Origin of the sequence: Acidovorax temperans (genome assembly GCF_028596105.1) — a bacterium.
Taxonomy (GTDB): domain Bacteria; phylum Pseudomonadota; class Gammaproteobacteria; order Burkholderiales; family Burkholderiaceae_C; genus Acidovorax; species Acidovorax temperans.
The window spans coordinates 2,598,882-2,622,189 of record NZ_CP117193.1 but is presented as its reverse complement, the minus strand read 5'-3'; the positions used below and the strand labels follow the sequence as shown (position 1 = coordinate 2,622,189).

At 63.4% G+C, this 23,308-nt stretch carries 24 protein-coding genes; 9 read left to right on the top strand and 15 right to left on the bottom strand.

The annotated features are described in order from the left end of the window. Positions 1 to 30: 30 nt before the first annotated feature. The 3 genes from acnB (at position 31) to PQV96_RS12420 (ending at position 6,728) form a co-directional block, all read left to right on the top strand. The gene (acnB, locus tag PQV96_RS12430; protein ID WP_273623099.1) at positions 31 to 2,622 is read left to right on the top strand and encodes a bifunctional aconitate hydratase 2/2-methylisocitrate dehydratase; all 2,592 of its coding nucleotides are present in this window, start codon (positions 31 to 33) and stop codon (positions 2,620 to 2,622) included. Positions 2,623 to 2,764: 142 nt separating this feature from the next. After that, on the top strand, positions 2,765 to 4,096 hold the full coding sequence (locus PQV96_RS12425; RefSeq protein WP_125958944.1) for an IS4 family transposase: 1,332 nt from the start codon (positions 2,765 to 2,767) through the stop codon (positions 4,094 to 4,096). Between the two features lie 100 nt (positions 4,097 to 4,196). Beyond that, a complete protein-coding gene (locus PQV96_RS12420; RefSeq protein WP_273623098.1) occupies positions 4,197 to 6,728 on the top strand; it encodes an ankyrin repeat domain-containing protein in 2,532 nt (843 codons plus the stop codon). Positions 6,729 to 6,865: 137 nt separating this feature from the next. Here PQV96_RS12420 and tolA read toward each other — a convergent pair whose 3' ends face one another. From tolA to PQV96_RS12365, 11 genes are all read right to left on the bottom strand, one after another. Then, positions 6,866 to 7,903: a cell envelope integrity protein TolA gene (gene tolA / locus PQV96_RS12415; protein ID WP_273623097.1), complete on the bottom strand. Its 1,038-nt coding sequence runs from the start codon at positions 7,901 to 7,903 to the stop codon at positions 6,866 to 6,868. A gap of 24 nt (positions 7,904 to 7,927) precedes the next feature. Beyond that, entirely contained in the window at positions 7,928 to 8,350 is a 423-nt protein-coding gene (locus PQV96_RS12410) for a biopolymer transporter ExbD (RefSeq protein WP_066693534.1), read from the bottom strand. A gap of 9 nt (positions 8,351 to 8,359) precedes the next feature. Continuing rightward, positions 8,360 to 9,064, bottom strand: coding sequence for a protein TolQ (gene tolQ, locus PQV96_RS12405; RefSeq protein WP_066693536.1), 705 nt, complete (start codon positions 9,062 to 9,064; stop codon positions 8,360 to 8,362). Then, positions 9,061 to 9,477, bottom strand: coding sequence for a tol-pal system-associated acyl-CoA thioesterase (gene ybgC, locus PQV96_RS12400; RefSeq protein ID WP_273623096.1), 417 nt, complete (start codon positions 9,475 to 9,477; stop codon positions 9,061 to 9,063). Before ybgC ends, tolQ begins: the two co-directional genes overlap by 4 nt. Before the next feature lie 19 nt (positions 9,478 to 9,496). After that, positions 9,497 to 10,681 carry a pyridoxal phosphate-dependent aminotransferase gene (locus tag PQV96_RS12395; protein ID WP_273623094.1) on the bottom strand — a complete coding sequence of 395 codons (1,185 nt, stop codon included), beginning with the start codon at positions 10,679 to 10,681 and terminating at the stop codon, positions 9,497 to 9,499. Positions 10,682 to 10,806: 125 nt separating this feature from the next. Continuing rightward, a complete protein-coding gene (gene nusB / locus PQV96_RS12390; protein WP_044397567.1) occupies positions 10,807 to 11,373 on the bottom strand; it encodes a transcription antitermination factor NusB in 567 nt (188 codons plus the stop codon). After that, a complete protein-coding gene (ribH, locus tag PQV96_RS12385; protein ID WP_044397565.1) occupies positions 11,370 to 11,834 on the bottom strand; it encodes a 6,7-dimethyl-8-ribityllumazine synthase in 465 nt (154 codons plus the stop codon). Before ribH ends, nusB begins: the two co-directional genes overlap by 4 nt. A 2-nt stretch (positions 11,835 to 11,836) precedes the next feature. Next, entirely contained in the window at positions 11,837 to 12,958 is a 1,122-nt protein-coding gene (ribBA, locus tag PQV96_RS12380; RefSeq protein WP_142084639.1) for a bifunctional 3,4-dihydroxy-2-butanone-4-phosphate synthase/GTP cyclohydrolase II, read from the bottom strand. A gap of 296 nt (positions 12,959 to 13,254) precedes the next feature. Beyond that, on the bottom strand, positions 13,255 to 13,545 hold the full coding sequence (locus PQV96_RS12375) for a 2Fe-2S iron-sulfur cluster-binding protein (protein WP_044397561.1): 291 nt from the start codon (positions 13,543 to 13,545) through the stop codon (positions 13,255 to 13,257). 61 nt (positions 13,546 to 13,606) lie between these two features. After that, on the bottom strand, positions 13,607 to 14,233 hold the full coding sequence (locus PQV96_RS12370) for a DUF938 domain-containing protein (RefSeq protein WP_066690847.1): 627 nt from the start codon (positions 14,231 to 14,233) through the stop codon (positions 13,607 to 13,609). A 42-nt stretch (positions 14,234 to 14,275) separates the two neighbouring features. Continuing rightward, entirely contained in the window at positions 14,276 to 14,422 is a 147-nt protein-coding gene (locus PQV96_RS12365) for a hypothetical protein (RefSeq protein WP_156451199.1), read from the bottom strand. A gap of 439 nt (positions 14,423 to 14,861) precedes the next feature. On the opposite strand from PQV96_RS12365, the gene PQV96_RS12360 reads away from it, so the two are divergent. Continuing rightward, positions 14,862 to 15,770, top strand: a complete 909-nt coding sequence (locus tag PQV96_RS12360; RefSeq protein WP_044397557.1) for an SDR family NAD(P)-dependent oxidoreductase — start codon at positions 14,862 to 14,864, stop codon at positions 15,768 to 15,770. Between the two features lie 177 nt (positions 15,771 to 15,947). Further along, positions 15,948 to 17,471, top strand: coding sequence for a glutamate--cysteine ligase (gene gshA / locus PQV96_RS12355; RefSeq protein ID WP_273623093.1), 1,524 nt, complete (start codon positions 15,948 to 15,950; stop codon positions 17,469 to 17,471). Positions 17,472 to 17,556: 85 nt separating this feature from the next. Here gshA and PQV96_RS12350 read toward each other — a convergent pair whose 3' ends face one another. Both PQV96_RS12350 and PQV96_RS12345 read right to left on the bottom strand, forming a co-directional pair. Next, positions 17,557 to 17,730: an oxidoreductase-like domain-containing protein gene (locus tag PQV96_RS12350; protein WP_066782794.1), complete on the bottom strand. Its 174-nt coding sequence runs from the start codon at positions 17,728 to 17,730 to the stop codon at positions 17,557 to 17,559. Positions 17,731 to 17,795: 65 nt separating this feature from the next. After that, positions 17,796 to 18,050 (bottom strand): hypothetical protein, encoded by a 255-nt coding sequence (locus PQV96_RS12345; protein WP_066690810.1) that lies wholly within the window; start codon positions 18,048 to 18,050, stop codon positions 17,796 to 17,798. Between the two features lie 125 nt (positions 18,051 to 18,175). Here PQV96_RS12345 and ylqF point away from each other — a divergent pair, with 125 nt between their 5' ends. After that, entirely contained in the window at positions 18,176 to 19,150 is a 975-nt protein-coding gene (gene ylqF / locus PQV96_RS12340) for a ribosome biogenesis GTPase YlqF (protein WP_273623092.1), read from the top strand. Between the two features lie 84 nt (positions 19,151 to 19,234). Here the strand turns inward: ylqF and PQV96_RS12335 are convergent, their stop codons facing one another. Beyond that, complete coding sequence (locus PQV96_RS12335) at positions 19,235 to 20,503, bottom strand: sensor domain-containing diguanylate cyclase (protein ID WP_273623091.1); 1,269 nt, start codon at positions 20,501 to 20,503, stop codon at positions 19,235 to 19,237. 144 nt (positions 20,504 to 20,647) lie between these two features. Next, positions 20,648 to 21,910, bottom strand: coding sequence for a DEAD/DEAH box helicase (locus tag PQV96_RS12330; RefSeq protein ID WP_273623089.1), 1,263 nt, complete (start codon positions 21,908 to 21,910; stop codon positions 20,648 to 20,650). 300 nt (positions 21,911 to 22,210) lie between these two features. Between PQV96_RS12330 and PQV96_RS12325 the strand changes: the two genes are divergently transcribed. The 3 genes from PQV96_RS12325 to PQV96_RS12315 are packed head-to-tail and all read left to right on the top strand — an operon-like array spanning position 22,211 to position 23,276. Beyond that, positions 22,211 to 22,669, top strand: coding sequence for a DUF2721 domain-containing protein (locus PQV96_RS12325; protein WP_142084619.1), 459 nt, complete (start codon positions 22,211 to 22,213; stop codon positions 22,667 to 22,669). A gap of 3 nt (positions 22,670 to 22,672) precedes the next feature. After that, on the top strand, positions 22,673 to 23,044 hold the full coding sequence (locus PQV96_RS12320; RefSeq protein ID WP_198848004.1) for a translation initiation factor Sui1: 372 nt from the start codon (positions 22,673 to 22,675) through the stop codon (positions 23,042 to 23,044). Positions 23,045 to 23,054: 10 nt separating this feature from the next. Beyond that, a complete protein-coding gene (locus PQV96_RS12315) occupies positions 23,055 to 23,276 on the top strand; it encodes a DUF3820 family protein (RefSeq protein WP_273625253.1) in 222 nt (73 codons plus the stop codon). Positions 23,277 to 23,308 lie beyond the last annotated feature (32 nt).

The window sequence follows — 23,308 nt, the reverse complement described above, 5'->3', positions numbered from 1 at the left end:
CCCCACTTTAGAACGTAACCGGAGAGAAGTATGTTGAAAGCCTACCGTGACCACGTCGCCGAGCGCGCCGCCCTGGGCATCCCGCCGCTGCCCCTCGACGCCAAGCAAGTGGCCGAGTTGATCGAGCTCATCAAGAACCCGCCCGCAGGCGAAGAAGCCTTTCTGCTGGACCTGCTGACGCACCGTGTGCCTCCAGGCGTGGACGATGCCGCCAAGGTCAAAGCCAGCTTCCTGGCCGCTGTGGCGCATGGCGACATCAAGGTGGGCCTGATCTCCAAGGCCAAGGCGACCGAGCTGCTGGGCACCATGGTGGGCGGCTACAACGTGCACCCTCTGATCGAACTGCTGGACGACGCGGAAGTCGCTGGCGTGGCCGCAGAAGCCCTCAAGAAGACGCTGCTGATGTTCGACTTCTTCAACGACGTCGCCACCAAGGCCAAGGCCGGCAATGCCAAGGCCCAGGAGGTCATGCAGAGCTGGGCCAATGCCGAGTGGTTCACATCGCGCCCAGAAGTGGAAAAGAAAATCACCGTCACCGTGTTTAAAGTGCCCGGTGAAACCAATACCGACGACCTGTCGCCCGCACCCGATGCCTGGAGCCGTCCAGACATCCCGCTGCACTATCTGGCGATGCTCAAGAACACCCGTCCTGACGCGGCCTTCAAGCCCGAAGAAGACGGCAAACGCGGCCCCATCCAGTTCATCGAAGACCTGAAGAAGAAGGGCCACTTGGTTGCCTACGTCGGTGACGTGGTGGGCACCGGTTCTTCGCGCAAGTCCGCTACCAACTCGGTGATCTGGGCCACCGGCCAGGACATCCCCTTCGTGCCGAACAAGCGTTTCGGCGGCGTGACGCTGGGTGGCAAGATCGCCCCCATCTTCTTCAACACGCAGGAAGATTCCGGCGCTCTGCCCATCGAAGTCGATGTGTCCAAGCTCGAAATGGGCGACGTGATCGACGTGCTGCCCTACGACGGCAAGATCGTCAAGAACGGCGAAACCGTGGCTGAGTTCGCGCTCAAGAGCGACGTGCTGCTGGACGAAGTGCGCGCCGGTGGCCGTATCAACCTGATCATTGGCCGCTCGCTCACTGCCAAGGCGCGTGAATTCCTGGGCCTGCCAGCTTCCACCGTGTTCCGTCTGCCTACGGCACCAGCCGCGTCCAATGCTGGCTTCACATTGGCGCAGAAGATGGTCGGCCGTGCGGTGGGTCTGCCAGAAGGCCAGGGCGTGCGCCCCGGTACCTACTGCGAACCCAAGATGACCACCGTGGGCTCGCAAGACACCACGGGCCCCATGACCCGCGACGAGCTGAAAGACCTGGCTTGCCTGGGCTTTTCGGCTGACCTGGTGATGCAGTCCTTCTGCCACACCGCCGCCTATCCCAAGCCAGTGGATGTCAAGACGCACCGCGAACTGCCAGCGTTCATCAGCAACCGCGGCGGCGTGGCACTGCGTCCTGGCGACGGCGTGATCCACAGCTGGCTGAACCGCCTGCTGTTGCCTGACACCGTGGGCACGGGCGGCGACTCGCACACCCGTTTCCCGATTGGTATTTCCTTCCCCGCAGGTTCCGGCCTCGTGGCCTTCGGCGCCGCTACCGGCGTGATGCCTCTGGACATGCCTGAGTCGGTGCTGGTGCGCTTCAAGGGCGAGATGCAGCCCGGTGTGACGCTGCGCGATCTGGTGCACGCCATTCCGCTGTACGCCATCAAGGCTGGCTTGCTGACCGTGGCCAAGGCTGGCAAGAAGAACATCTTCTCCGGCAAGATCCTGGAAATCGAAGGTCTGCCAGACCTGAAGGTGGAACAGGCCTTCGAACTGTCTGACGCTTCGGCCGAGCGCTCTGCCGCTGGCTGCACGATCAAGCTCAACCCAGAGCCCATCGCTGAATACCTGCGCTCGAACATCGTTCTGATGAAGAACATGATCGCCGATGGTTACCAGGACGCGAAGACGCTGCAGCGTCGCATCGAGAAGGTGGAAGCCTGGCTGGCCAACCCCAACCTGCTCGAAGCCGACAAGGATGCCGAGTACGCCGCCGTGATCGAGATCGATCTGGCCGACATCAAGGAACCTATCGTCTGCTGCCCCAACGATCCTGACGACGCCAAGTTCCTGTCGGAAGTGGCCGGCACCAAGATCGATGAAGCCTTCATCGGTTCGTGCATGACCAACATCGGCCACTTCCGCGCCGCAGCCAAGCTGCTGGGCGGCCAGCGCGACATTCCCGTCAAGCTGTGGGTGGCACCGCCCACCAAGATGGACCAGAGCGAGCTGATCAAGGAGGGCCACTACGCCGCCTTCGGTACCGCCGGTGCGCGTACCGAAATGCCCGGTTGCTCGCTGTGCATGGGCAACCAGGCCCAAGTGCGCGAAGGTGCGACGGTGATTTCTACCTCCACCCGCAACTTCCCGAACCGCCTGGGCAAGAACACCAACGTGTTCCTGGGCTCTGCCGAGCTGGCCGCCATCGCCTCGCGCCTGGGCAAGCTGCCCACCAAGGAGGAATATCTGCAGGAAATGGGCGTGATCGACGCCGACAAGGCCAGCGTGTACCGCTACATGAACTTCGACCAGATCGAGGAATACGCTGAGGTTGCAAAGGGCGTGACGGCCTGACAGGCTGCGCTTAGCGCATCGATGCAAACGGCCCTTCGGGGCAATGCCAGTAAGTTAAGCAAAGGCCCTTCGGGGTCTTTGTTGTTTGTACAGTGCAGGCTTGATCAATTGAGCTTTGGCCATAGAGGTCAAGCGATAGCCAATGCTGCTGCAAGAGTACCTGAACGATACCCATGAGTTTGCGAGCCCCGAACAATGGGGTGTCGTTCAAAGCAACATACCCCAGCAGTGGATTGAACAGGCCTTGCAGATGACGGGTGTAGCCACGCTGCGCAAGCGGCGACTGCCCATGGAGCAGGCACTTTGGCTGGTATTGGGTGTGGCCTTGCTTAGAGACCGCTCCATCGTGAACGTGGCCGAGGTACTGGAGCTGGCACTGCCTGGGCAGCACAATGAACCCATCAGCTCCAGCGCGCTGAGCCAGGCGCGCCAACGGCTGGGCAGTGAGCCCCTGCAATGGCTGTTTCGCCACACTGCTGCCCATTGGGCGCACCAGCAGGCCGCTCGCCACCGCTGGCAAGGCTTGGCGCTGTACGCATTGGATGGCGTGGTCTGGCGTACCCCCGACACACAAGACAACCGCCAGCACTTTGGTTGCCAGCGCAACCACGCAGACCACCAAAGTCCCTTCCCCCTGGTGCGCATGGCCTGCTTGCTCGATGCCAGAGCTCGTTTATTGGTAGATGCCAGCCTGGATGCCTACGACACCAGTGAGTACGCATTGGCTGAACGCTTGTGGCCGAAGTTGCCGCCTGACTCGCTGGTGATTGTGGACAAAGGGTTTTACTCGGCAAGTCTGCTGTGGCCGCTGCAACACCGCCAGGGACGTCACTGGCTGATCCCTGCGCGTGCCGGACTCAGGGGCGAGGTGGTGCAAACGCATGGCCCTGGCGATGTGAGCTTGCGCATGAAGGTCTCGCCCCAAGCTCGCAAGAAAGACCCCGGCTTGCCGCTCACGTGGGAGGTGCGCGCCATCACCCGTGAACTCGATGGCAAACCCAGAACCTTGTTCACGTCCCTGATGGATCCGGCACGCTACAAGGCCGAGGAGGTGTTCGCGCTGTACCACGAACGCTGGGAGATTGAGCTGGCCTATGGAGAGATGAAGACGGACATGCTGGGCCAGGCGATGACGTTGCGCAGCCAGCAACCCGATGGGGTCAAGCAAGAGCTGTGGGCAACCTTGCTGATGTACAACCTGATCCGCTTGGAGATCACGCGCATCGCAGACGAGGCCAAAGTGCAGCCCTGTCGCATCAGCTTCATCACGGCGCTGCGCTACATCGTGGATGAGTGGCTGTGGAGTTCAGGATCACACACCCCTGGGGCCATCCCGGCCAAGCTTGCGGCCATGAGAAAGAACATCCGCCGCTTCGTGCTGCCGCCTCGCAGATCCCACAGGCGGTATCCGCGTGAGGTTCGTATGACCAAGACCCAGTATCCCGTCAAAAAAATGCCGCTCAGACTTAACTGAGCGGCATTGCCCTTCGGGGCCGTTTTTTGTTGGGTGCTGTCACCAAATTGTCATGAATCCGTCACTATGCTGGAGGCCATAACAACAAAAAGGAGGGGCCATGGCAGAAGGAAAAACGGCAGTGGGGCGGGGCGTGTTGGTGGTGTTTTGTGCCGTCTTTGCAGTCCTCTTCACGGCCGTGGGTTACTGGGCCGGGCTGCGTCCTCTGGCCTCCACCTTGCAGGCTGCGTTGTCCGTCCAGTCCTGGCAGCCTGTGCCAGCGCAGGTGCTGGACGCCCAGATTCGCAAACATGCGGACAGTGAGGGCGGCACTACCTATCAGGTGCTGACGCGCTATCGCTACGAAGTGGCTGGCAAAGCCTACGAAAGTCAGCGTGTGGGGTTGGACCCCCAAGCGGGTGCCGACAACGTGGGTGATTGGCAGGAACGATGGTTTCAGACGCTGTACCAGGCGCAGCAACAAGGGCGCCCCATCACGGTCTGGGTCAATCCCGCGCAGCCCTCTCAAGCCCTGGTAGACCCGTCCATCCGCTGGCGGTTGCAAATCTTTCGCTTGCCGTTTGCACTGGTCTTTACCGGGGTGGGCTTGGCCGCTGGCTGGATGCTGTGGCGGCTGCTGTTGGGCCGCGATGCAAAGGCGCCAGAAGACTCACCGCCAAACCCGCTGACCAACAGCCATTGGGGTCTGTGGGCCTTCACGCTGTTCTGGTGCGGTATTTCCTTTCCCATGGCGGCGCTGTTCTGGAGCGACGCTCGCGCACCCTGGTGGGTCAAGGCGCTTCTGGGTGGTTTTGTGGCCATTGGCGCGGGCATGGCCTGGTCTGCTGTCCATCAAACCCGCAAGGTATGGCGCTACCGTGGGCTGGTCATGACGGCACTGCCGTCACGGCCCAGGGCAGGTCAGCCCGTTGAAGTGACGCTGGTGCTTCCGCCCCGCGCAGCGCAGCACCCGGCTGCCGGCCAATTCCAGCTGCGCGTGGCGCAGTACCGTGTGGACGAGGCCAGTTCAGGTTCACCCGAGCGGCGCGTGCAGACCCTGGAGGCTGGCACGCGCCGCCTGGCAGTGGGCGATGGACATCTGCGCCTGGTCGCCCGGTTTTCCCTTCCAGACGATGCTCCTGCCCATGGTGCCCAGCGCAGTGGCGAGCGCGTGGACTGGCGGTTGGAGTTGCTGGGGGCAGAGGGCGGACTGGAGCTGGCTTATGAATTGCCCATTCGAGCATCCACCGCGATAGGGGCGCGGTTGGATGTCGATCCGTACGCTCCTTCGGCTGCCTGGCAGGAGGAAACCCCCATCGGAGCGATTGGCGAGGCGGAAGAGGGCGGCGCGGCTTCGCCGGACGCATCCCGGCTGCCCGTCAATGTTCAGGTGCGCGAAGGGGCTGATGGATGGAGTCTGCAGTTTGGGCAAACGCCCTGGCGCTGGTCTGCCGTGGTGGCTGCTGCCGCATTGGTGGGCGATGGGTGGCTCCATGCCCGCCTGCAGCCCGGCGCGTTCGTGCTACCGCAGAGCCTGGGGGGCATGTTGGCCTGGCTGGTGTTGCTGGGGTGGCTGCTGCACGCTGCAACCCGGCGCTGGACTTTGAGCGTGCTGGACGATGGTCTGCTGGTGGCAAGAGGGTCGTGGCTCTGGTCGCGACGGGTCCAGCTGCCCGGTGCTGCCAGCCAGTCCCTGGTCTACAAACTGTTTTTTACGAAAGGCGCAGGCGCCGCGAAGCGAGACTACTACGCCGTGCATGCCAAAAATGCACAGGGTGAGTTGACCAGGCTCACCCCTGGTGTGCATGGCACGGGCACTGCGCGTGCCGTAGGTCAAGCTATCGCGCAGGCGTGGAAGGACCGTCAAGGCCGCTTCACGCCAGGGTTGCAGCGGGCGGTGGCAACGGGGCATTCCAGGCCTGCGTGGGGCAGCTTGTTGGTCGCAGCGCTGGCGTGCGCATGGGCGACGGATGCCCGGGTTCTGGCCTGGAACCCCGCCCGGCACCAGCAGTCTGCCCGTGCTCCACAGGTGGAACGCATCTGGGCCCCCGCGGATGCCCAACTCATCGACGCCCAGAACGCAGGAAATGCACGAGCCCTGACGCAGGCGCTGCAGCAGGGCGCGAACCCCAATTTGCTGGCCGACAGTGGTTCTTCCATGCTCATGCTCGCAGCGCATCGTGGGCAGCAGGAGCATGTGGAACTGTTGCTCCAGGCAGGCGCGCAGGTGGATTTTCGACAGACGCAAAAAGACAGTGAGCGGGGCGACACCGCCTTGCTGCGGGCCTTCTATGGCGGCCACCTTGGCGTGGCGCAACGGCTGGTGCAGGCGGGTGCCAGCTTGCAGGCCCGCAACCGCTGGGACTGGGGCCCCGTGCACATGGCCGCGCAAAGCGGCTGTGTGCCTTGCCTGGCGTGGCTGCAAGGGCAGGGCCAGTCACTGGTGGAGCCTGCCCCGGCAAGCCGTGGCGAGACACCGGCCATGCTGGCGGCGGCCAAAGGGCGCCTGGCCGCTTTGGAGTGGTTGCACGCGCAAGGCGTGGATTTGTGGAGCCGCGACGCGCACGGCAAAACGGCGCTGGACTGGGCCCAGTTTGGCAAACAGGCAGATGCCGTGCGCTGGCTGCGAGAGCGCCAGCCAGTGGCGCCTTGAGCTACAGGTTTGATGACATGCTATAAAAAATATAGCTGCTTGCGCTTGTCTGACAAGCGCTAGAGGTCGTTTTGTCTTGAAATCGCGGGCAACCTGGGTGGCTTGTGGTTACAAGCGCCCAGGCGCCACTCTCTCATTCAATCCTGTGGCCTGAAGCCAATCTCCAGTGAGGAAGGCACACGCCCATCCACATCGCGCGGCAAGGTTTCTGTCTTTTCCAGTGCGCGCAACACGGCGTCGTCCCATGCCTTGTTGCCACTGGACTGGATTAGCTTTTTGCCGACGATGGTCCCGTCGGGCGCCGCACGCACTTCCACCACGGCCCGGGGGTTGCCCGAAATAGCATCGGGGTACACGATGTTGGGCTTGACCTTGGCTGCCACCTTGCCGCCGTAGCTGCCTGAGGGGCCCGAGGTAACCTTGTCTTTGCCCGTGGCATGTTCGCCGCCCGTGGCGCCCGCCAGGCCTTGCATGCGGCGCATGTTGGCGTCACGCAAGGCGGCCAGTTCCTTGGCTTCGGCATCGGCCCGGCGCTTCGCATCGGCTTCTGCCTTGCGTTTGGCCTCCGCGTCTGCGGTGGCCTTGCGCTTGGCTTCTGCTTCTTCGGCACGGCGCTTTTCTTCGGCCTGCTTCTTTTGCTCGGCGCGTTTTTGTGCTTCCTGCTTTTCCTTCAGCTCGCGCTCTTTTTCACGTTCCTTCTCGCGTTCTTTTTCTTTTTGCAGGCGCTCTTTCTTCTCGGCTTCCAACTTCTCGCGGCGCTCACGTTCGCGCTTTTCTCGCTCCTGCTGTTCGGCGCGTTCACGCTTTTCCTGCGCCAGCCGCTTTTTCTCGCGCTCGATGGCAATGTCTGCTTCGCGGGTGTCAGGCTTTTCCTGAGCCCGTGGCGCAGGTGGAGGCGGGGGCGGCACCACGGCAGCGGGTGGCGGAGGAGGCTCTGCGGGCGTGGGAGGCGCAGGCGGTGGGGGCGGGGCCACGAGGGCAGGCGCGGCCTGCTGCGGAACCGCTGACCACAGCTCGGCCTCCACTGCGGGCTGGTCGGTCGTCGTGGTCCAGTTCACCCCCATGGTCAGCGCCGCGATCAATGCGGCGTGCACCACAACGGCCAGCGACACCGCGCGCAGGCGGCCGGGCGGCGAGGGGGGAGAGAACTGGTCGCGTTCGTCGTGAGCGTGCATGGATGGCCTGGTGACGCTGCGGTATCAGCCGCCTTGCTTGACGGAAAGGCCCACGCGCTGCACGCCGGCTTTTTGCAGGGCATCCATGGCTTTGACCACGGCTTCGTATTGCACGCCCTTGTCCGCGCTGATGATGACGGCGGTGTCCTTGCTCTGGTCTTTTTGCCAGCGCAGGGCGGCCTCACCCACTTCGCGCTGGGTGACGGTGCGCGTAGCGTCAGGCGTCTTGAGCTGCAGTGACCCGTCCTTGTTCACGATCACCTGCGCCACCACCTTGGGCACATTTTTGCCTTTGCCCACGCTGGGCACATCGATCATGCCGGGCGTGAGCATGGGCGCTGTCACCATGAAGATGATGAGCAGCACCAGCATCACGTCAATGAAGGGCACCATGTTGATTTCATTGATGGTGCGACGGCCTCGGCCGCGGGACGCCATGGCGGGCATGCGGGCTCCTTAATGGCCAGAGGCCGATTGCGAAGGCTGTGCGCCCAGGTTGCGCTGCAGGATGTTGGAGAACTCTTCGATGAAGGTTTCGAGGTGCGTGGCCACGCGATCAATATCACGCGCAAACCGGTTGTAGGCAATCACCGCAGGAATGGCAGAGAACAGGCCAATGGCCGTGGCGACCAGCGCTTCGGCAATGCCGGGGGCCACGGTAGCCAGGGTGACCTGCTCCATGCCTGCAAAGCCAGTGAAGGCGTGCATGATGCCCCACACGGTGCCAAACAGGCCGACGTAAGGCGAGACGGAGCCTACCGATGCGAGGAACGACAGGCTGGACTCCACCACATCCATCTCGCGCTGGAAGCTCGCACGCATGGCGCGGCGGGCGCCGTCCAGCAGCGTGCCGGGGTCGGTGATGCGGCGCTCGCGCAGCTTTTGGTATTCGCGCATGCCGCTGGCAAAAATGCGCTCCATCGGGCCTGCGTTCTTGGCGTTCTGTGCTGCGCTGGCAAACAGGTCATTCAGGCTGGTGCCGGACCAGAACTCGCGCTCAAAATCCTCGTTGAGCGACTTCACCCGCTTGAGTGCAAACAGCTTGCGGAAGATGGCCGCCCAGCTGGCGATGGAGACGCTGAGCAGCAGCAACATCACCAGCTGCACCACCCAGCTGGCCTGCAGCACCAGGTTCAAGATGGACATGTTTTGAGGGGTCATGAAAGTTGTTCCAGAAGGGTGCTCGGTATTCTTGCGGGCCGCATCGTTGCAGCATCCACCCAGCCAATGCGGATGGTGCCTTCGGTCAGCAACGTGGGCTTGTCTTTGGTCATGTGCTCTGGTTTCAGGAGCGCTTGCTGCGTGATTGTCAGGGATGCGCGGCCCTTGTCGAGCAGGCTGGCGGTAACAATCAGTTCGTCGTCCAGCTTGGCGGGCCGCAGGTAACGCAACTGCGCGTCGGTTACGACAAACATGCCGCCGGTTTGTTCCCGCAAATTGTGCTGGCCAACGCCCAATGAGCGCAGCCATTCGGTGCGCGCGCGCTCAAAGAACTTCAGGTAGTTGGCATAGAACACGATGCCGCCGGCATCGGTGTCCTCCCAGTACACGCGGATCGGGAATTCAAAAGCCATGCCGTTCCCTCAATGCCGCTCAGGCCAGCAGCTTGCGCAGTCGCGCTACGGATTCCTGCAATTGCTCCATGGAGTTGGCCGTGGAGAAGCGCACAAACCGTTCGGGCTCAAAGCTGCCAAAGTCACGGCCCGGTGTGATGGCCACATGGGCGCGGCGCATCACTTCCAGGGCAAAGTCCCAGCTGCCTTGCACGCCCAGGCGCTGGGCTGCGTCGGTGCAGTCGGCCCAGGCGTAAAAGGCGCCATCCGGCATCACGGGCACGCTCAGCCCCAGCGACTGCAAGGCCGGGATGAAGTAATCGCGGCGCGCCTTGAACTCGGCGCGGCGGCGTTCGTATTCGGCAATGCTCTCGGCTTCAAAGCAGGCGAGGGCGGCCTGTTGCGACACGGTGCTGGCGCAGATGAAAAGGTTTTGTGCCAGCCGCTCCACCACGGGCACCATGGCATCGGGCACCACCATCCAGCCCAGGCGCCAGCCGGTCATGTTGAAGTACTTGCTGAAGCTGTTGATGCTGATGATGTGCTCATCGATGGCCAGGGCGGTGTGGCCAAACTCTTCCTCGTACGACAAGCCCAGGTAGATCTCGTCGATCATGGTCACGCCGCCACGCGACTGCACCACCTCGTGAATGCGGCGCAGTTCGGCGGGGGCAATCGATGTGCCGGTGGGGTTAGAGGGCGATGCCAGCAGCACGCCCCGTGTCTTGTCCGTCCACGCGGCGTGCACCTTGTCGCTGCTCAGCTGGTAGCGCTCGGCTGCCGTGGTGGGCACCAGCACGGCCCGGCCTTCGGCAGCGCTCACGAAGTGGCGGTTGCAGGGGTAGCTCGGGTCGGGCATCAGGATTTCGTCGCCACGCTCAATCAGCGCCAGGCAGGCCAGGTGCAATGCGGCAGATGCGCCAGCCGTAACCACAATGCGCCGTGCCGGAACGTCCACCCCGAAGCGGCTTTGGTACCAGCCGCTGATACGTTCGCGCAGCGCATCCAGGCCCAGGGCGTTGGTGTATTGGGTGGCACCGTCGCGCACCGCCTTGGCTGCAGCTTCCTGCACCAGCGGCGGGGCGGTGAAGTCCGGCTCGCCGATGTTCAGAAAGATCATGGGCTCGCTGGTGCCCGCCACCTCGCGTGCCATGGCCTGGGCGGCCTTGGCCACTTCCATGACATAAAACGGATCAATGCGCTCTGCGCGGCTGGAGAATTTCATGCTCGGGAATCCTGCGGCCCGCGAGGCTGCGGGCATGGCTCAAAAGAGAAAGACTGCGCCGGAGGCGCGGCCTCTGGCTGGCCGGTGCAGCACCCATCGACAGATAGGCGCAGCACGGGAAGGGCTCAGGCCCCTTCGCCTTCGGCGGCTGCGGCTTCGGGGCCGGGCTTGCCAGCCGCTTTGTCGGCAGCGACTTCGTTGGCACGCAAGCGGGGGGCCAGGCCGTTGAGCACGGCATTCACGTACTTGTGGCCGTCGGTGCCACCAAACTCCTTGGCCAGCTCAATGCATTCATTGAGCACCACGCGCCATGGCACGTCCATGCAGTGCATGAACTCGTACACGCCGATCCACATGGAGGCGCGTTCGATGGGCGAGATCTCGCCCAGCTTGCGGTCCAGCAGCGGCGTGATCAGGGCGTCCAGATCATCAGCGGTGTTGATGCAACCATGCAGCACGGCGTTGTAGTGCGCCGCGTCGGCCTTGTGAAAGCCTGCAAGGTCACGCGTGAAGGAGTCGATGGCAGCCGCGTCGTTGCGGCCCACGATGTGCTGGTACAGCGCCTGCAGCGCAAATTCGCGCGCACGGCTGCGGTTGGATTTGGATGCCGCCTTGCGCGTACCGTTGGCCTTGAGGCCGGTGCGCGATTGCTTGGGTGGGCGCGTTTTGGACGATGGGGTGGTTTCGGTCATGACAATTCGTCCAGCAGGTTGGCCATCTCTACTGCCACACGGGCTGCATCGGTGCCCTTGTCGCTCTGGCGGGCAATGGCTTGCTCCATGTTTTCGGTGGTGATGATCGCGTTGGCGATGGGGATCTGGTAATCGAGCGAGAGTCGCGTCACGCCGGCGCCAGACTCGTTGGCCACCAGCTCAAAGTGATAAGTCTCGCCGCGGATGATGCAGCCCAGTGCGATGAGGGCGTCAAAGCTGTCGCTCTCGGCCATGGCTTGCAGCGCCACGGGCACTTCCAGTGCGCCGGGCACTTTCACGTGGGTGATGTTCTTTTCCTGCACGCCCAGTGCCTTCAGCTCTGCCAGGCAGGCAGAGGCCAGGGTGTTGGTGATGCTTTCATTGAAGCGGGCCTGCACGATACCGATGTGCAACTTCTTGCCGTCCAGCTTGTCCGCTGTGCCTTTTTCTGCGCCAAACATGTTTATTCCTTGGGGATGAAGCCGGTGATTTCGAGGCCGTAGCCGGCCATGCTGGGCATGCGGCGGGGCTGGCCCATGAGTGCCATTTTTTGCACGCCGCAGTCGCGCAGGATTTGCGCGCCCACGCCATAAGTGCGCAGATCCATGCGGCCGCGCTCTGGGGCCTGAGATGCGCGGGCCGTGCCTTCAAACTGGGCCAGCAATTGCTGCGCGGTTTCGCCGCAGTTCAGCAGCACCGCCACGCCCTTGCCCTGCTTGGCCAGGTACTGCAGGCTGGTGTCCAGACCCCATGAATGCATGGAGCGGTTGATTTCCAGCGCGTCAAGCACCGACAGAGGTTCGTGCACGCGCACGGGCACCACTTCGTCGGCCGTCCATTCGCCCTTGACCAGGGCCAGGTGCACGGCCTGGCTGGGCTTGTCGCGGAAGGCGTGGGCGGTGAAGGTGCCGTATGCCGTGGTCAGCGGGCGGCTGCCCACTTTTTCCACCAGCGATTCATTGCGGCTGCGGTATTGGATGAGATCGGCAATGGTGCCAATCTTCAGGCCATGCTCTGCGGCAAACAGCTGCAGGTCGGGCAGGCGGGCCATGGTGCCGTCGTCCTTCATGATCTCGCAGATCACCGACGACGGGCTGCAGCCGGCCATGGCGGCCAGATCGCACCCGGCTTCCGTGTGCCCGGCGCGCATCAGCACGCCGCCATCCACCGCCTGCAGCGGGAAGATGTGGCCTGGCTGCACCAGGTCGGAAGGCTGGCTCTTGCGGTCCACGGCCACTTGCACGGTGCGGGCACGGTCAGCGGCGGAAATGCCGGTGGTCACGCCTTCGGCTGCTTCGATAGACACGGTGAATGCGGTGCTGTACACCGTGCCATTGCGCGCTGCCATGGGGGGCAGCTTCAGGAACTCGCAACGCTCGCGGGTCAGCGTCAGGCAGATCAGGCCGCGGCCAAAGCGGGCCATGAAGTTGATGGCTTCTGGGGTGACGTGGTCGGCGGCGAGCACCAGGTCGCCTTCGTTTTCACGGTCTTCTTCGTCCACCAGGATGACGATGCGCCCAGCGCGCATGTCGGCCACGATGTCTTCGACGGGCGAGATGGACACAGGGGTGAGGGGGGTGTTCATGGGAGAGGGCTTTCGTTAGGGCCACAGCGGGGTTGTGCAGCGCGAAACCACACGCCCTCATGGGCCGCACAACCGCAAAGGGTCGCTTGGCCATCCAAAGAACATGTTGTGCGGCGCTGCCGCAGCGCAAGGGGCCAAGCGTGCAGCCTCTTGCAAAGCTGAGTATTTTAGTTCAGCCGGGGCCGCGCTTTGGTGCGCCGGATCAATGGCCTCTGTCATGGCTGGCAAAAAAACGGCGTTGCCATGGGCGGCTGCAGAGCTTGCGGCTGAGTCGGCCTTTTGTGCCAGCCCTTGGGTCAGATCGCGCTGCCCTGCAGCACCACATCCGACTCGGGGTAGGCCACGCACGGCAGTACGCAGCCTTCGGCCTTTTCTTCAGGACTCAGGCCCGGCCATTCGATGTCATAGCGCACGCTTCCTTCAACCAAATGGCCGATGCAGGTGCGGCAGGTGCCATTGCGGCAGGAACTGGGCCAGTCGATGCCGCCTTGCTCCATGGAAGTCAGCAGCGGTTGTTCGGGCCAGGCATCGCACTGGGTGCCGTCGGGCTCGATGCGGGCGATGAAAAAGGGGGCAGCTTGGGTCATGGTGGTTGGGGCCGAAGTGAGCGGTGGGCGGAAGGGGTAAGTGGCAGAGGGAATGATCGGGTCAACGCGAGCGCCGCCACACCAGCAGCAGGTTGTTGGCAGGCATGGCGTGGCGCTCGCTCAAACGGAGGCCGGCCGCCTCTGCCTGCCGGGCGACATCTTCCAGCGCGCGCAGGCCCCACTGGCTGTTTTGGGCTCGCAGGCTGGCGTCAAAGGCCAGATTGCCTGGAGAAGTGAGAACCCCTTGCTCCAGATAGGGGCCATAGGTCACCAGCATTCCGTCGGCGGCCAGGTGGCGGGCGGCGCCGCGCATCAGTGCCACGCAGCATTCCCAGGGCGCAATGTGGATCATGTTGGCGCAGTAAATCAGGTCAAACGGCGTGGAGAAGGGCTCGCCCTCGCTGGGCCATTGCGCCTGGGTCACGTCCAGCCGCAGCGGCGGCAATACCTGCTGCGCACCGCTGTGCGCGCACCATCCGGAGATCGACGCGAACAGATCGTCTTGCCAGTCAGTGGGCTGCCAGCGCCAGCCGGGCAGGGCGGCGCCAAAGTGCGCTGCGTGCTGCCCCGTGCCGCTCGCAATCTCCAGAGCGTTGCCACGGGGGGCGAGCAGCGCTTGCAGCACCGCAAGGATGGGGCCCTGGTTGCGTTCAGCAGCGGGGCTGTGGGCCCATGGCGGTGTTTGCATAAAAAAGGGTGTTAGCGCTTCACAGTCAAGCGCAAGATGCTATCAAAAATAGAGCGCCACAGTGTTGCCTGGTTTTTTCCGGGCCGGCAGCCCATGTGCCAATTTGCTTAAAAAATGTGCAGCGGATAGGCGGCCCTTGTAAATCAATGACTTGCGACGCTCATACAGCACTTGTTCAGAGTTATCCACAATTTTGTCCAGAAAAGAACGGGATAACCGCTGAAAACTCGCGTGTCAGCACCGGGTGGTAGATTTGCTTAATTTTTCAGCATTTCGTTGAAAGTCTTTGAAAATCAAAGGGTTGCATCGCTCATACAAGACTTGTCAAAACTTATGCACAGGCTTGTTCAGCGTGAACAGGGAAAACTGAGCGCCTGAGTGGTTTGCGTTGATGAAAAATTAAGCAGCACAAGTGGCTTCTTGATAAATCAACCACTTAGCAGTCTCATACAAGACTTTTCCCCACTTATCCACATGCTTGTCCAGTGCTGTCAGGGATAACCCGTGCACGGCGTTCTGTCCCCTTCGCAACGATGCCGCGGCGGGCGTTGCCGTACAGTGCTGCCAGCAGTTTTTGTTCCGACATTCATCCCATTCCCCCCCTTTTTAGATACAGGAGAGTCTTTCTATGGCAGACATCGAATTCAAAGGCCGCGTAGCCATCGTCACGGGTGCAGGTGGCGGCCTGGGGCGTCAACATGCGTTGGCCCTGGCGGCCCGCGGCGCCAAGGTGCTGGTCAATGATCTGGGTGGCGCCGTGGATGGCAGCGGTGGTACAGCAGGCGCGGCGCAAAAGGTGGTGGATGAGATTCGTGCTGCGGGCGGCGAGGCCCTGGCCAATGCGGCCTCGGTGACCGACTTTGCAGCGGTGGAAGCCATGGTGCAGCAAGCCATCGACGCCTGGGGGCGAGTGGACGTGCTGGTCAACAACGCCGGCATTCTGCGCGACAAGAGCTTTGCCAAGATGAACATGGACGACTTCCGCCTGGTGGTGGATGTGCACCTGATGGGCGCGGCGTACTGCTGCAAGGCGGTGTGGCCGCACATGGTGGCCCAGCAATACGGGCGCATCGTGATGACCACCTCGTCCACCGGCCTGTATGGCAACTTTGGGCAGAGCAACTATGGCGCTGCCAAGCTGGCTCAGGTGGGGTTGATGCAGACCCTGGCCCTGGAAGGCGCCAAGCACAACATCCATGTCAACGCCCTGGCACCGACAGCTGCCACGCGCATGACTGAAGGGCTGATGCCCCAGGAAGTGCTGGACGCCCTCAAGCCCGAGGCCGTGGTGCCCGCCATGCTGGTGCTGGCGCACGAGTCCGCGCCCACCCGCACCATCCTGTGCGCCGGGGCTGGCACGTTCGAGGCGGCCCACATCACGCTCACGCAGGGCGTGCACCTGGGCATTGGCTCTGAGGTGCCCGAGCAGCTTGCGGCCCGCCTGGCCGAAGTCACGAATCGCGCCGGTGAACAGGTGCCGCAAAGCGGCGCGGCCCAAGGTACCAACGAGGTGGCCAAGGCGATGGCGGCCCGTTGAGTGCTGGCGGGGGACGAAGGGTAGGGGCTGCGAGCAGCCTCCAACCACAGCCTTCCGATGCGCGTGCGGGGCTGTGTTTTCAGCCGTTTTACGACAAGGACTTGAGCAGGGTTCGGGCGCAGGGGGCCGGGCCGTGCTAAGTTCCGGGCCAATGAGAAGATGGACCGGTATTACCTTATGAGCAAACTGCAGGACAAACTGAACGCCCTCCCCACCGATTCCCTGCGCGGCATTCGCCGTGGTGTGGAAAAAGAGGGGCTGCGCGTGCAGCCCACCGGAGGACTGGCGCTCACCCCCCATCCCAAGGCCCTGGGCTCTGCACTCACCCACCCGCTGATCACCACCGACTACAGCGAATCCCAACTGGAACTCATCACCGGCGCACACCTGGGCGTGCAGCAGTGCATGGATGAGTTGACCGAGGTGCACCAGTTTGTGCACCACACCTTGAAGGACAGCGGCGGCGAGCTGCTGTGGGCGTCGAGCATGCCGTGCGGGCTGCCCACGGACGAGACCATTCCGCTGGCCCGCTATGGCGGCTCCAATGTGGGCCGGGCCAAGAGCGTGTACCGCATGGGCCTGGGCCACCGCTACGGCCGGCGCATGCAGACCATTTCGGGCATTCACTACAACTGGTCGCTGCCCGGCGTGAGCAGCGAGCAATATTTCTCGCTCATCCGCAACTTCCGTCGCCATGCGTTTGTGCTGCTGTACCTTTTTGGCGCATCGCCCGCGTTGTGCCCTTGCTTTGTGCAAGGGCGTGAGCACCGCTTGCAACGCCTGAGCGACAGCGCCTTGTACCTGCCACATGCCACATCACTGCGCATGGGGCGGCTGGGCTACCAGAGCGATGCCCAGGCCACCCTGGCCGTGAGCTACAACGGCCTGCAGGGTTATGCCAACTCGCTGCACGAAGCGCTGACCAAGCCTTACCCCGCCTACGAACAGGTGGGCGTGCGCAATCCGGGCGGCGACTACAACCAACTGGGCACCAGCCTGCTGCAGATCGAAAACGAGTTCTACGGCACCATCCGCCCCAAGCGCACGGTGCGCACGGGCGAGCGCCCCTTGCACGCCTTGCGTGAGCGCGGGGTGGAATACGTGGAAGTGCGGTTGATGGACATCGACCCCTTCGTTCCCGTTGGCATCACAGCGCCCACCATGCGTCTGCTGGATGTGTTCTTGCTGCACTGCCTGCTGTCAGACAGCCCGCCGGACACCCCTGAAGAGATCGCGGAACTCAAGCAGAACCAGCACCTCACGGCCGAGCGTGGCCGCGAGCCCGGCCTGCTGCTGCAGCGCCAGGGCCAGGCTGTGGCCTTGACCCAATGGGGTGACGAAGTGCTGGCGGCGTGCGAACCCCTGGCGGCCGCGCTGGACGCCACCCACGGCTGCACCGACTACAGCGCCGCCTTGCGCGAGGCCCGCGCGCTGATGCAGGCGCCCGAGCGCACCCCCTCTGCCCGGGTGCTGGCCACCATGGTGCGCGAACATGCCAGCAGCTTCGAAAGCTTCGCCTTCCACCAGTCAGAACTGGCCCGCGACACCTTGCTGAACTTGCCCTGGACGGCCGAGCAGCAGGCACGCTACGTGGCCATGAGCGAAGAGTCCATTGCCGCCCAGAAGGCCATTGAAGCCGCTGACACCCTGCCGTTTGAGGCTTGGCGCGAGCAGTACATGGCGGTGGAGGGGCTGGGCTGATTTGCCGGGGCTGACCGGTTTAATGCTGGGTTGCTATTGAAATGTGAGCTGCTTGCGCTTGCTGTGTAAGCGCTAGAGCCCATTTTTATTCATAACCCAGCACCAGCAGCGCTTCCTGCCGCCAGTACTCTGCAGCGTCTGCAAAGCCTTCCCACACGCAGCCGTTGCAACCCCGCCCGCAGCAGGTGGTGGGCTCGGCCGGTGGTGGTCGCAATGCCAGGCCCTGCGCAAGTGCTTGGGCCTGCAGCGCGGCAAACATGGCGCTTGCGCTGGGTCCGTCCGTTGCGCGGGTCGCAGCCACGGCGGGCAGGGCAGGCCGCGTGCTCACTGGCGGTGTGCCCCGGCACGCACCCGGCGCACCACGTACTGCACGATGAACGCCCCGCCCAGCACCAGCGCAAACCAGCCCACGGCTGCTACCTGGCCCATCAGCTCGCGCACGTCGCCCGAGCGGGCAATGTAGGGCGCCAGCACAATCACCAGCCCGATGAGCGCGCAAGTCACGCCTTTGAACAGCAGTTCCTTGTCGGCCTTGCTGGGCTGCCGGGTGTTGGGGGGCGTGGGTTGGTGTGGTGGCATGGGCGTCTGAAAAAGGTGGCGTGCCGGTTTGACCGGCTGCCGCAATAGAAATGGTGGCGCAGGAAAGCGCAGCGCGATTATCCTTGCCGCCTCTGTCTGAACTGAACGAACAAGAAAGATCCCGCATGTCCATCCAGTGGTTCCCCGGTCACATGCACCTGACCAAGAAAGCCATCACCGAACGCATCAAGGACATTGACGTGGTGATCGAGGTGCTGGACGCGCGCCTGCCCGGCTCCAGCGCCAATCCGCTGCTGGCCGAGCTTACGGGCCACAAGCCAACCCTCAAGGTGCTGAACAAGCAGGACGTGGCCGACCCCGAGCGCACGGCCCTTTGGCTGGACTGGTACAACGCCCAGAGCGAAACCCGTGCCGTGCCGCTGGATGCGTCTGACCCAGCCCCGGCGCGCAAGCTCATCGATGCCTGCCACCTGCTGGCACCCAACCGGGGCGGCATGGCCAAGCCCATGCGGGTGCTGATCTGCGGCGTGCCCAACGTGGGCAAGTCCACGCTGATCAACACGCTCAGCAACAAGCGTCAGGCCAAGACGGGGGACGAGGCGGGCATCACCAAGCTGGAGCAGCGCATCACGCTGGCCGATGACTTCTACCTGTGGGACACCCCCGGCATGCTCTGGCCCCGCATCATCGTGCCCGAGAGCGGCTACAACCTGGCTGCCAGCGGTGCCGTGGGGCGCAATGCCTACGACGAAGAACTGGTGGCGCTGGAGCTGCTGCGCCGCCTGCAAGAGCACTACGCGCCGTTGCTGGAAGCGCGCTACAAACTGGGTCTGCCGCCCGGCGCCATGGCCGAGATGCAGGACGACGAGCTGCTGGAAGCCATTGGCCGCAAGCGTGGCGCCATGATGAGCGGCGGGCGGGTGAACCTGCAAAAAACCGCCGAGATCGTGATGACCGACTTCCGCACCGCCACGCTGGGCCGAATCACGCTGGAAACCCCTGAGCAATTCGAGCGCTGGCTGGCTGCAGGCTTGGCCAAGGATGCCGAGCGCGCTGCCAAAAAAGAGGCTCGACTCAAGTCCCGTGGCAAGGGTTCAGGCAAGCGCGAACCAGGATCGGGCGACCCAGGGGCGCAATAAGCTTCACCCTGTGCGTGGCTGTGTCCACGCACTGAAGGGCCAGGGGTTCGCGGCCATCGGCCCGACCTTGCCTTGGACTGGTCCTTACGTGGGAGAGCCGTCCACCGGCGCTATGGCAATCTGGTTGCGGCCCCGGTTCTTGGCGAGGTACAGCGCCTGGTCGGCGCGGTCCAAAACGTCCCGCAAACTGCGGTCGTGGGGGCTGATGGTGCCTACCCCTACGCTGACTGTGATGCGGTAGGGGCGGCCCGTCTCATCGGTCAGAGGCGTGCAGGCAACCCCATGCATGATGAGGGTCGCAATCTCGACGGCTTGGTCGTGCGCCGTCAGGGGCAGCAGCACACAGAATTCTTCACCGCCCAAGCGGCCCACCACATCCGTGGCCCGGAGCTGGGCTTTGACCACATGGGCAAACTCTGCCAGCGCCCGGTCACCCTCCAGGTGGCCCAATTCGTCGTTGATGGTTTTGAAATGGTCCAGATCCAGCATGAGCAGGGCAAACGGCGCTCCATCGGCGCGTGCCTGTTCGTACACCTGGGTGGCCGCTTCCAGAAAAGCCCTGCGGTTGGCCATGCCGGTGAGCATGTCGGTGGTGGCCAGCCGGTGCAGCTCGCGCTCCAGATTTTTGCGCTGGGTCACGTCGCGGTAGATGCCCTCCACGCCCGCAAAATTGCCGGCTTGGTCGTACAGGGCGTGGCTGCTGATGGAGATGTCGATCACCGAGCCATCCCGCCGCACCATCTGCCCCGGAAAGTCCGACACCTCACCTGTTTGCTGGATGGCCGCCTTGAAGGCGTCGCGGTCTTTGCTTTGCGGGTAGTACGACTCGGCCGTGCGGCCCTCGATCTCGTGGGGCTCGTAACCCAGCACGCGCCGCACACCAGGCCCCACATGCTGGACGACGCCGTTGGCGTCCGTGCGGTAGTACACGTCCTGCATGTTTTCAAAAAGACGGCGAAAGTTCTGCTCACTCTCGCGCAGCTGGGCCTGGATTTCACTTTGGTGGGTCATGTCCAGCCCGCACATCAGCACGGCGGGCTTGCCATGCCACTCCACGGCGACGCTGGAGATCAGTACCATGCGCAAATGGCCTTTGGCCGTGCAGATGCGAAATTCGGAGGACTTGTTGGGGCGCCCCTCCTGGTCAGGGTCAGCCACTTGCTGGATGCGTTGGGTGGAGCGGATCTGGTCCACCAGGTGCACGAATTCGCCAGACTGCCGCCCGATCAGGCATCCGGCGCTTTCCACTTCAAGCAATGCCACCGCGGCCGCGTTCGCGTACCGGATGGCTCCGTCCTGGGTGATCAGCACAGCCCCAGGCAGCGCGTGCAGCAGATCTAGTGGGTCAGACATGGGTGGGCTTGCCGGAATAGTCGGTGCATTGTGGCACCCGCCACGACCCGCTCGCACACATTTTTTTGCAAAGTGTCACGCATGTGCCAAGCCCAGGCGCTGCCGCGTTGCGGCCTGGAACGTGCCGCTGACGCGCTGGTGGCGTCAGTCTTTGGAGTCGGCCTGGGCGCTGGCGGCCAGGGCTGCCGCAGCGCGCAGCTTGTCTTTCTTGCTGGGGCGTTTGCCCTTGATACCGCCAGTGCCGGGCGGCTGCTTGTTCACGGCCACGGCCGTGGGCTCAAAGCCCGCCACGGTTTCACGCGCCACCTGCTGGTTTTGCCGCTTTTCGATCAACTGAAAATGCGCTTCGGCTTCCGGGGTGATGAAGCTCACGGCCACACCACTCTGCCCTGCACGACCGGTGCGGCCGATGCGGTGGGTGTAGTCGGCCGCAGAGCGGGGAAGGTCGCAATTCACCACGGCGGGCAACTGGGCAATATCAATTCCGCGTGCGGCCAGATCGGTGGTCACCACCACCTGCCAGCGTTCATCCTTGAACTCTTGCAACACTTGGGCGCGCGAGCCCTGGCTGAGCCCGCCGTGAAACGGCGATGCGTAGATGCCTGCTTTGTAGAGCTTTTCTGCAACGTGATCTGCGGCGTATTGGGTGGCCACGAAAACCAGCACCCTGGACCACTGGTGCTGCTCGATCAAGTGCTTGAGCAACTGGGTGCGCCTGGGGGCATCCACCACGATGGCGCGTTGGGCAATATCGGGTTGGGTTTGCTCGGTGGCGGCAATCTCGATGCGCACGGGGTCGCGCAGCAGGCTTCCCGCCAGCGCTTCCACCTCTTGGGGGAAGGTGGCCGAGAAAAACAGGTTCTGGCGGCGCTGCGGCAGCAGTTGCAGCACGGCTTGCAACTCTTCGGAAAAACCCAGATCCAGCAGGCGATCGGCCTCATCCAGCACCAGGTGTTGGACCTGGCCCAGCCGCAGTGCGTTGTTCTGCACCAGATCCAGCAGCCGGCCAGGCGTTGCCACGACCACATCTGCGCCCCCGCGCAGGCGCATCATCTGCGGGTTGATGGAGACTCCCCCGTACAGCACGGCCACCCTGGTGCGGGTGGGCAGGGCCAACGCGAACTGGCTGAATACCTCGCCCACCTGGGATGCCAGCTCGCGCGTGGGCACCAGCACCAGAACCAGAACGCTGGGGTCCCTTTGCTGGGGGGCGCTTTGCAAGGCCTGCAGCAAGGGCAGGGCAAAGGCGGCGGTTTTACCGGAGCCGGTCTGGGCACAGGCCAAGACATCGCGTCCTTCCAGCACCGATGGAATGGACGCTGCCTGCACAGGCGTGGGCGCAGTGAAACCACTGGCCACAGCGGCCTGGGCAAGTGCTGGGGATAAACCGAGGGAGGCAAAAGGCATGGATTGGAGTCTGGCGAGGCAAATAAAGCGCGAAACACGGTGTGTGCGGGAGCACCTGCGCCCCTGAACCGTTGGCAGGTCGTGATGCCCAGACCCGTCGCGCAACGGGCATGGCATTTCGCGGTGCAGGGATCGCCTGATTGTCGGGCACTTCGCGCCAGGCGGCACAGGCCTGTGGAAAAGTTTGTTTCTCTCGTACTTCAGCGGCAGGGGGTGGGTGCCCTGTCTGGAGCCACGGGAACACACCGATAATCGCTTCCCCGCGCTTTTGCAGCGTTGATTTCTTACCGGTAGCCGACCATGAGCATTGCCCCCGAACCCAGCACCATCACCCACGGCATCCAGCTGGCCGTGGCCCCGGTTTTCTTGTTGACTGCCGTGGCCGGCATGATTGGCGCGGTGGCTGGGCGGCTGGCGCGCATCATTGACCGTGCACGCGTGGTGGAAGACAGGGCCCGCAATTCCAGCGATGCCGAACACCACGACCACGCCATGCTGGAGTTGGGCTACCTGCGCACCCGTGGGCGCTTGGCCAATGCCTGCATCGGGTTGCTGACGCTGTGCGGCTTCTTGATTGGCGTGACCATCGTTTTGCTGTTTCTGGGCGAAACCATGGATTTCCGGGGGCACAGCTGGGCGGTGGCCAGCTTTCTGTCGGGCGTGATCTCCTTCCTGGCCGCATTGGTGCTGTTTTTCACCGAGACGGTGATGGCCACCCGCCTGCTCAATTTCCAGCTACTGAACGCGAGAGGGAAGTGAGCCATGGCCTCGTTGCGCGACCTTCAAAGCCTGGGTGGGCTGGTGTATTCCACCGACCATGGCCGCATGTGCCCTGCCTGCAGCAAGCCACAGGCGCAGTGCGTCTGCAAGCAAATCAAGCCAGTGCCCACGGGCGACGGCATCGTGCGCGTATCGCGTGAAACCAAAGGCCGTGGGGGCAAGGCTGTCACCTTGGTCAAAGGCGTTCTGGTGGATTCAGACCAACTGGAGCAGCTGGGCAAGCAGCTCAAAACCGCTTGTGGTACCGGTGGCACCGTCAAGGACGGTGTGATCGAGGTGCAAGGCGACCATGTCGAAAAGGTCATGGCCGCGCTGCAGAAGCTGGGTTACAAGGTCAAGCGGGCAGGGGGCTGAAGGCGTGAACATTCCTGGGCTAGACCCGGCCGCGTTGCAGCGCCTGGTCACGGTGCAAATGCCCTATGGCAAGCACAAAGGCTGTGTGTTGGCAGACTTGCCCGGCAACTACCTGAACTGGTTTGCCCGCGAGGGCTTTCCGAACAACGAGCTGGGCCGTTTGCTGGCGTTGATGCACGAAATCGACCACAACGGTTTGAGCGAGCTTTTGACGCCGCTGCGGCGGCGGTAGCCCTGCCTCAAGCCGCATCGCGGATGCGTGGG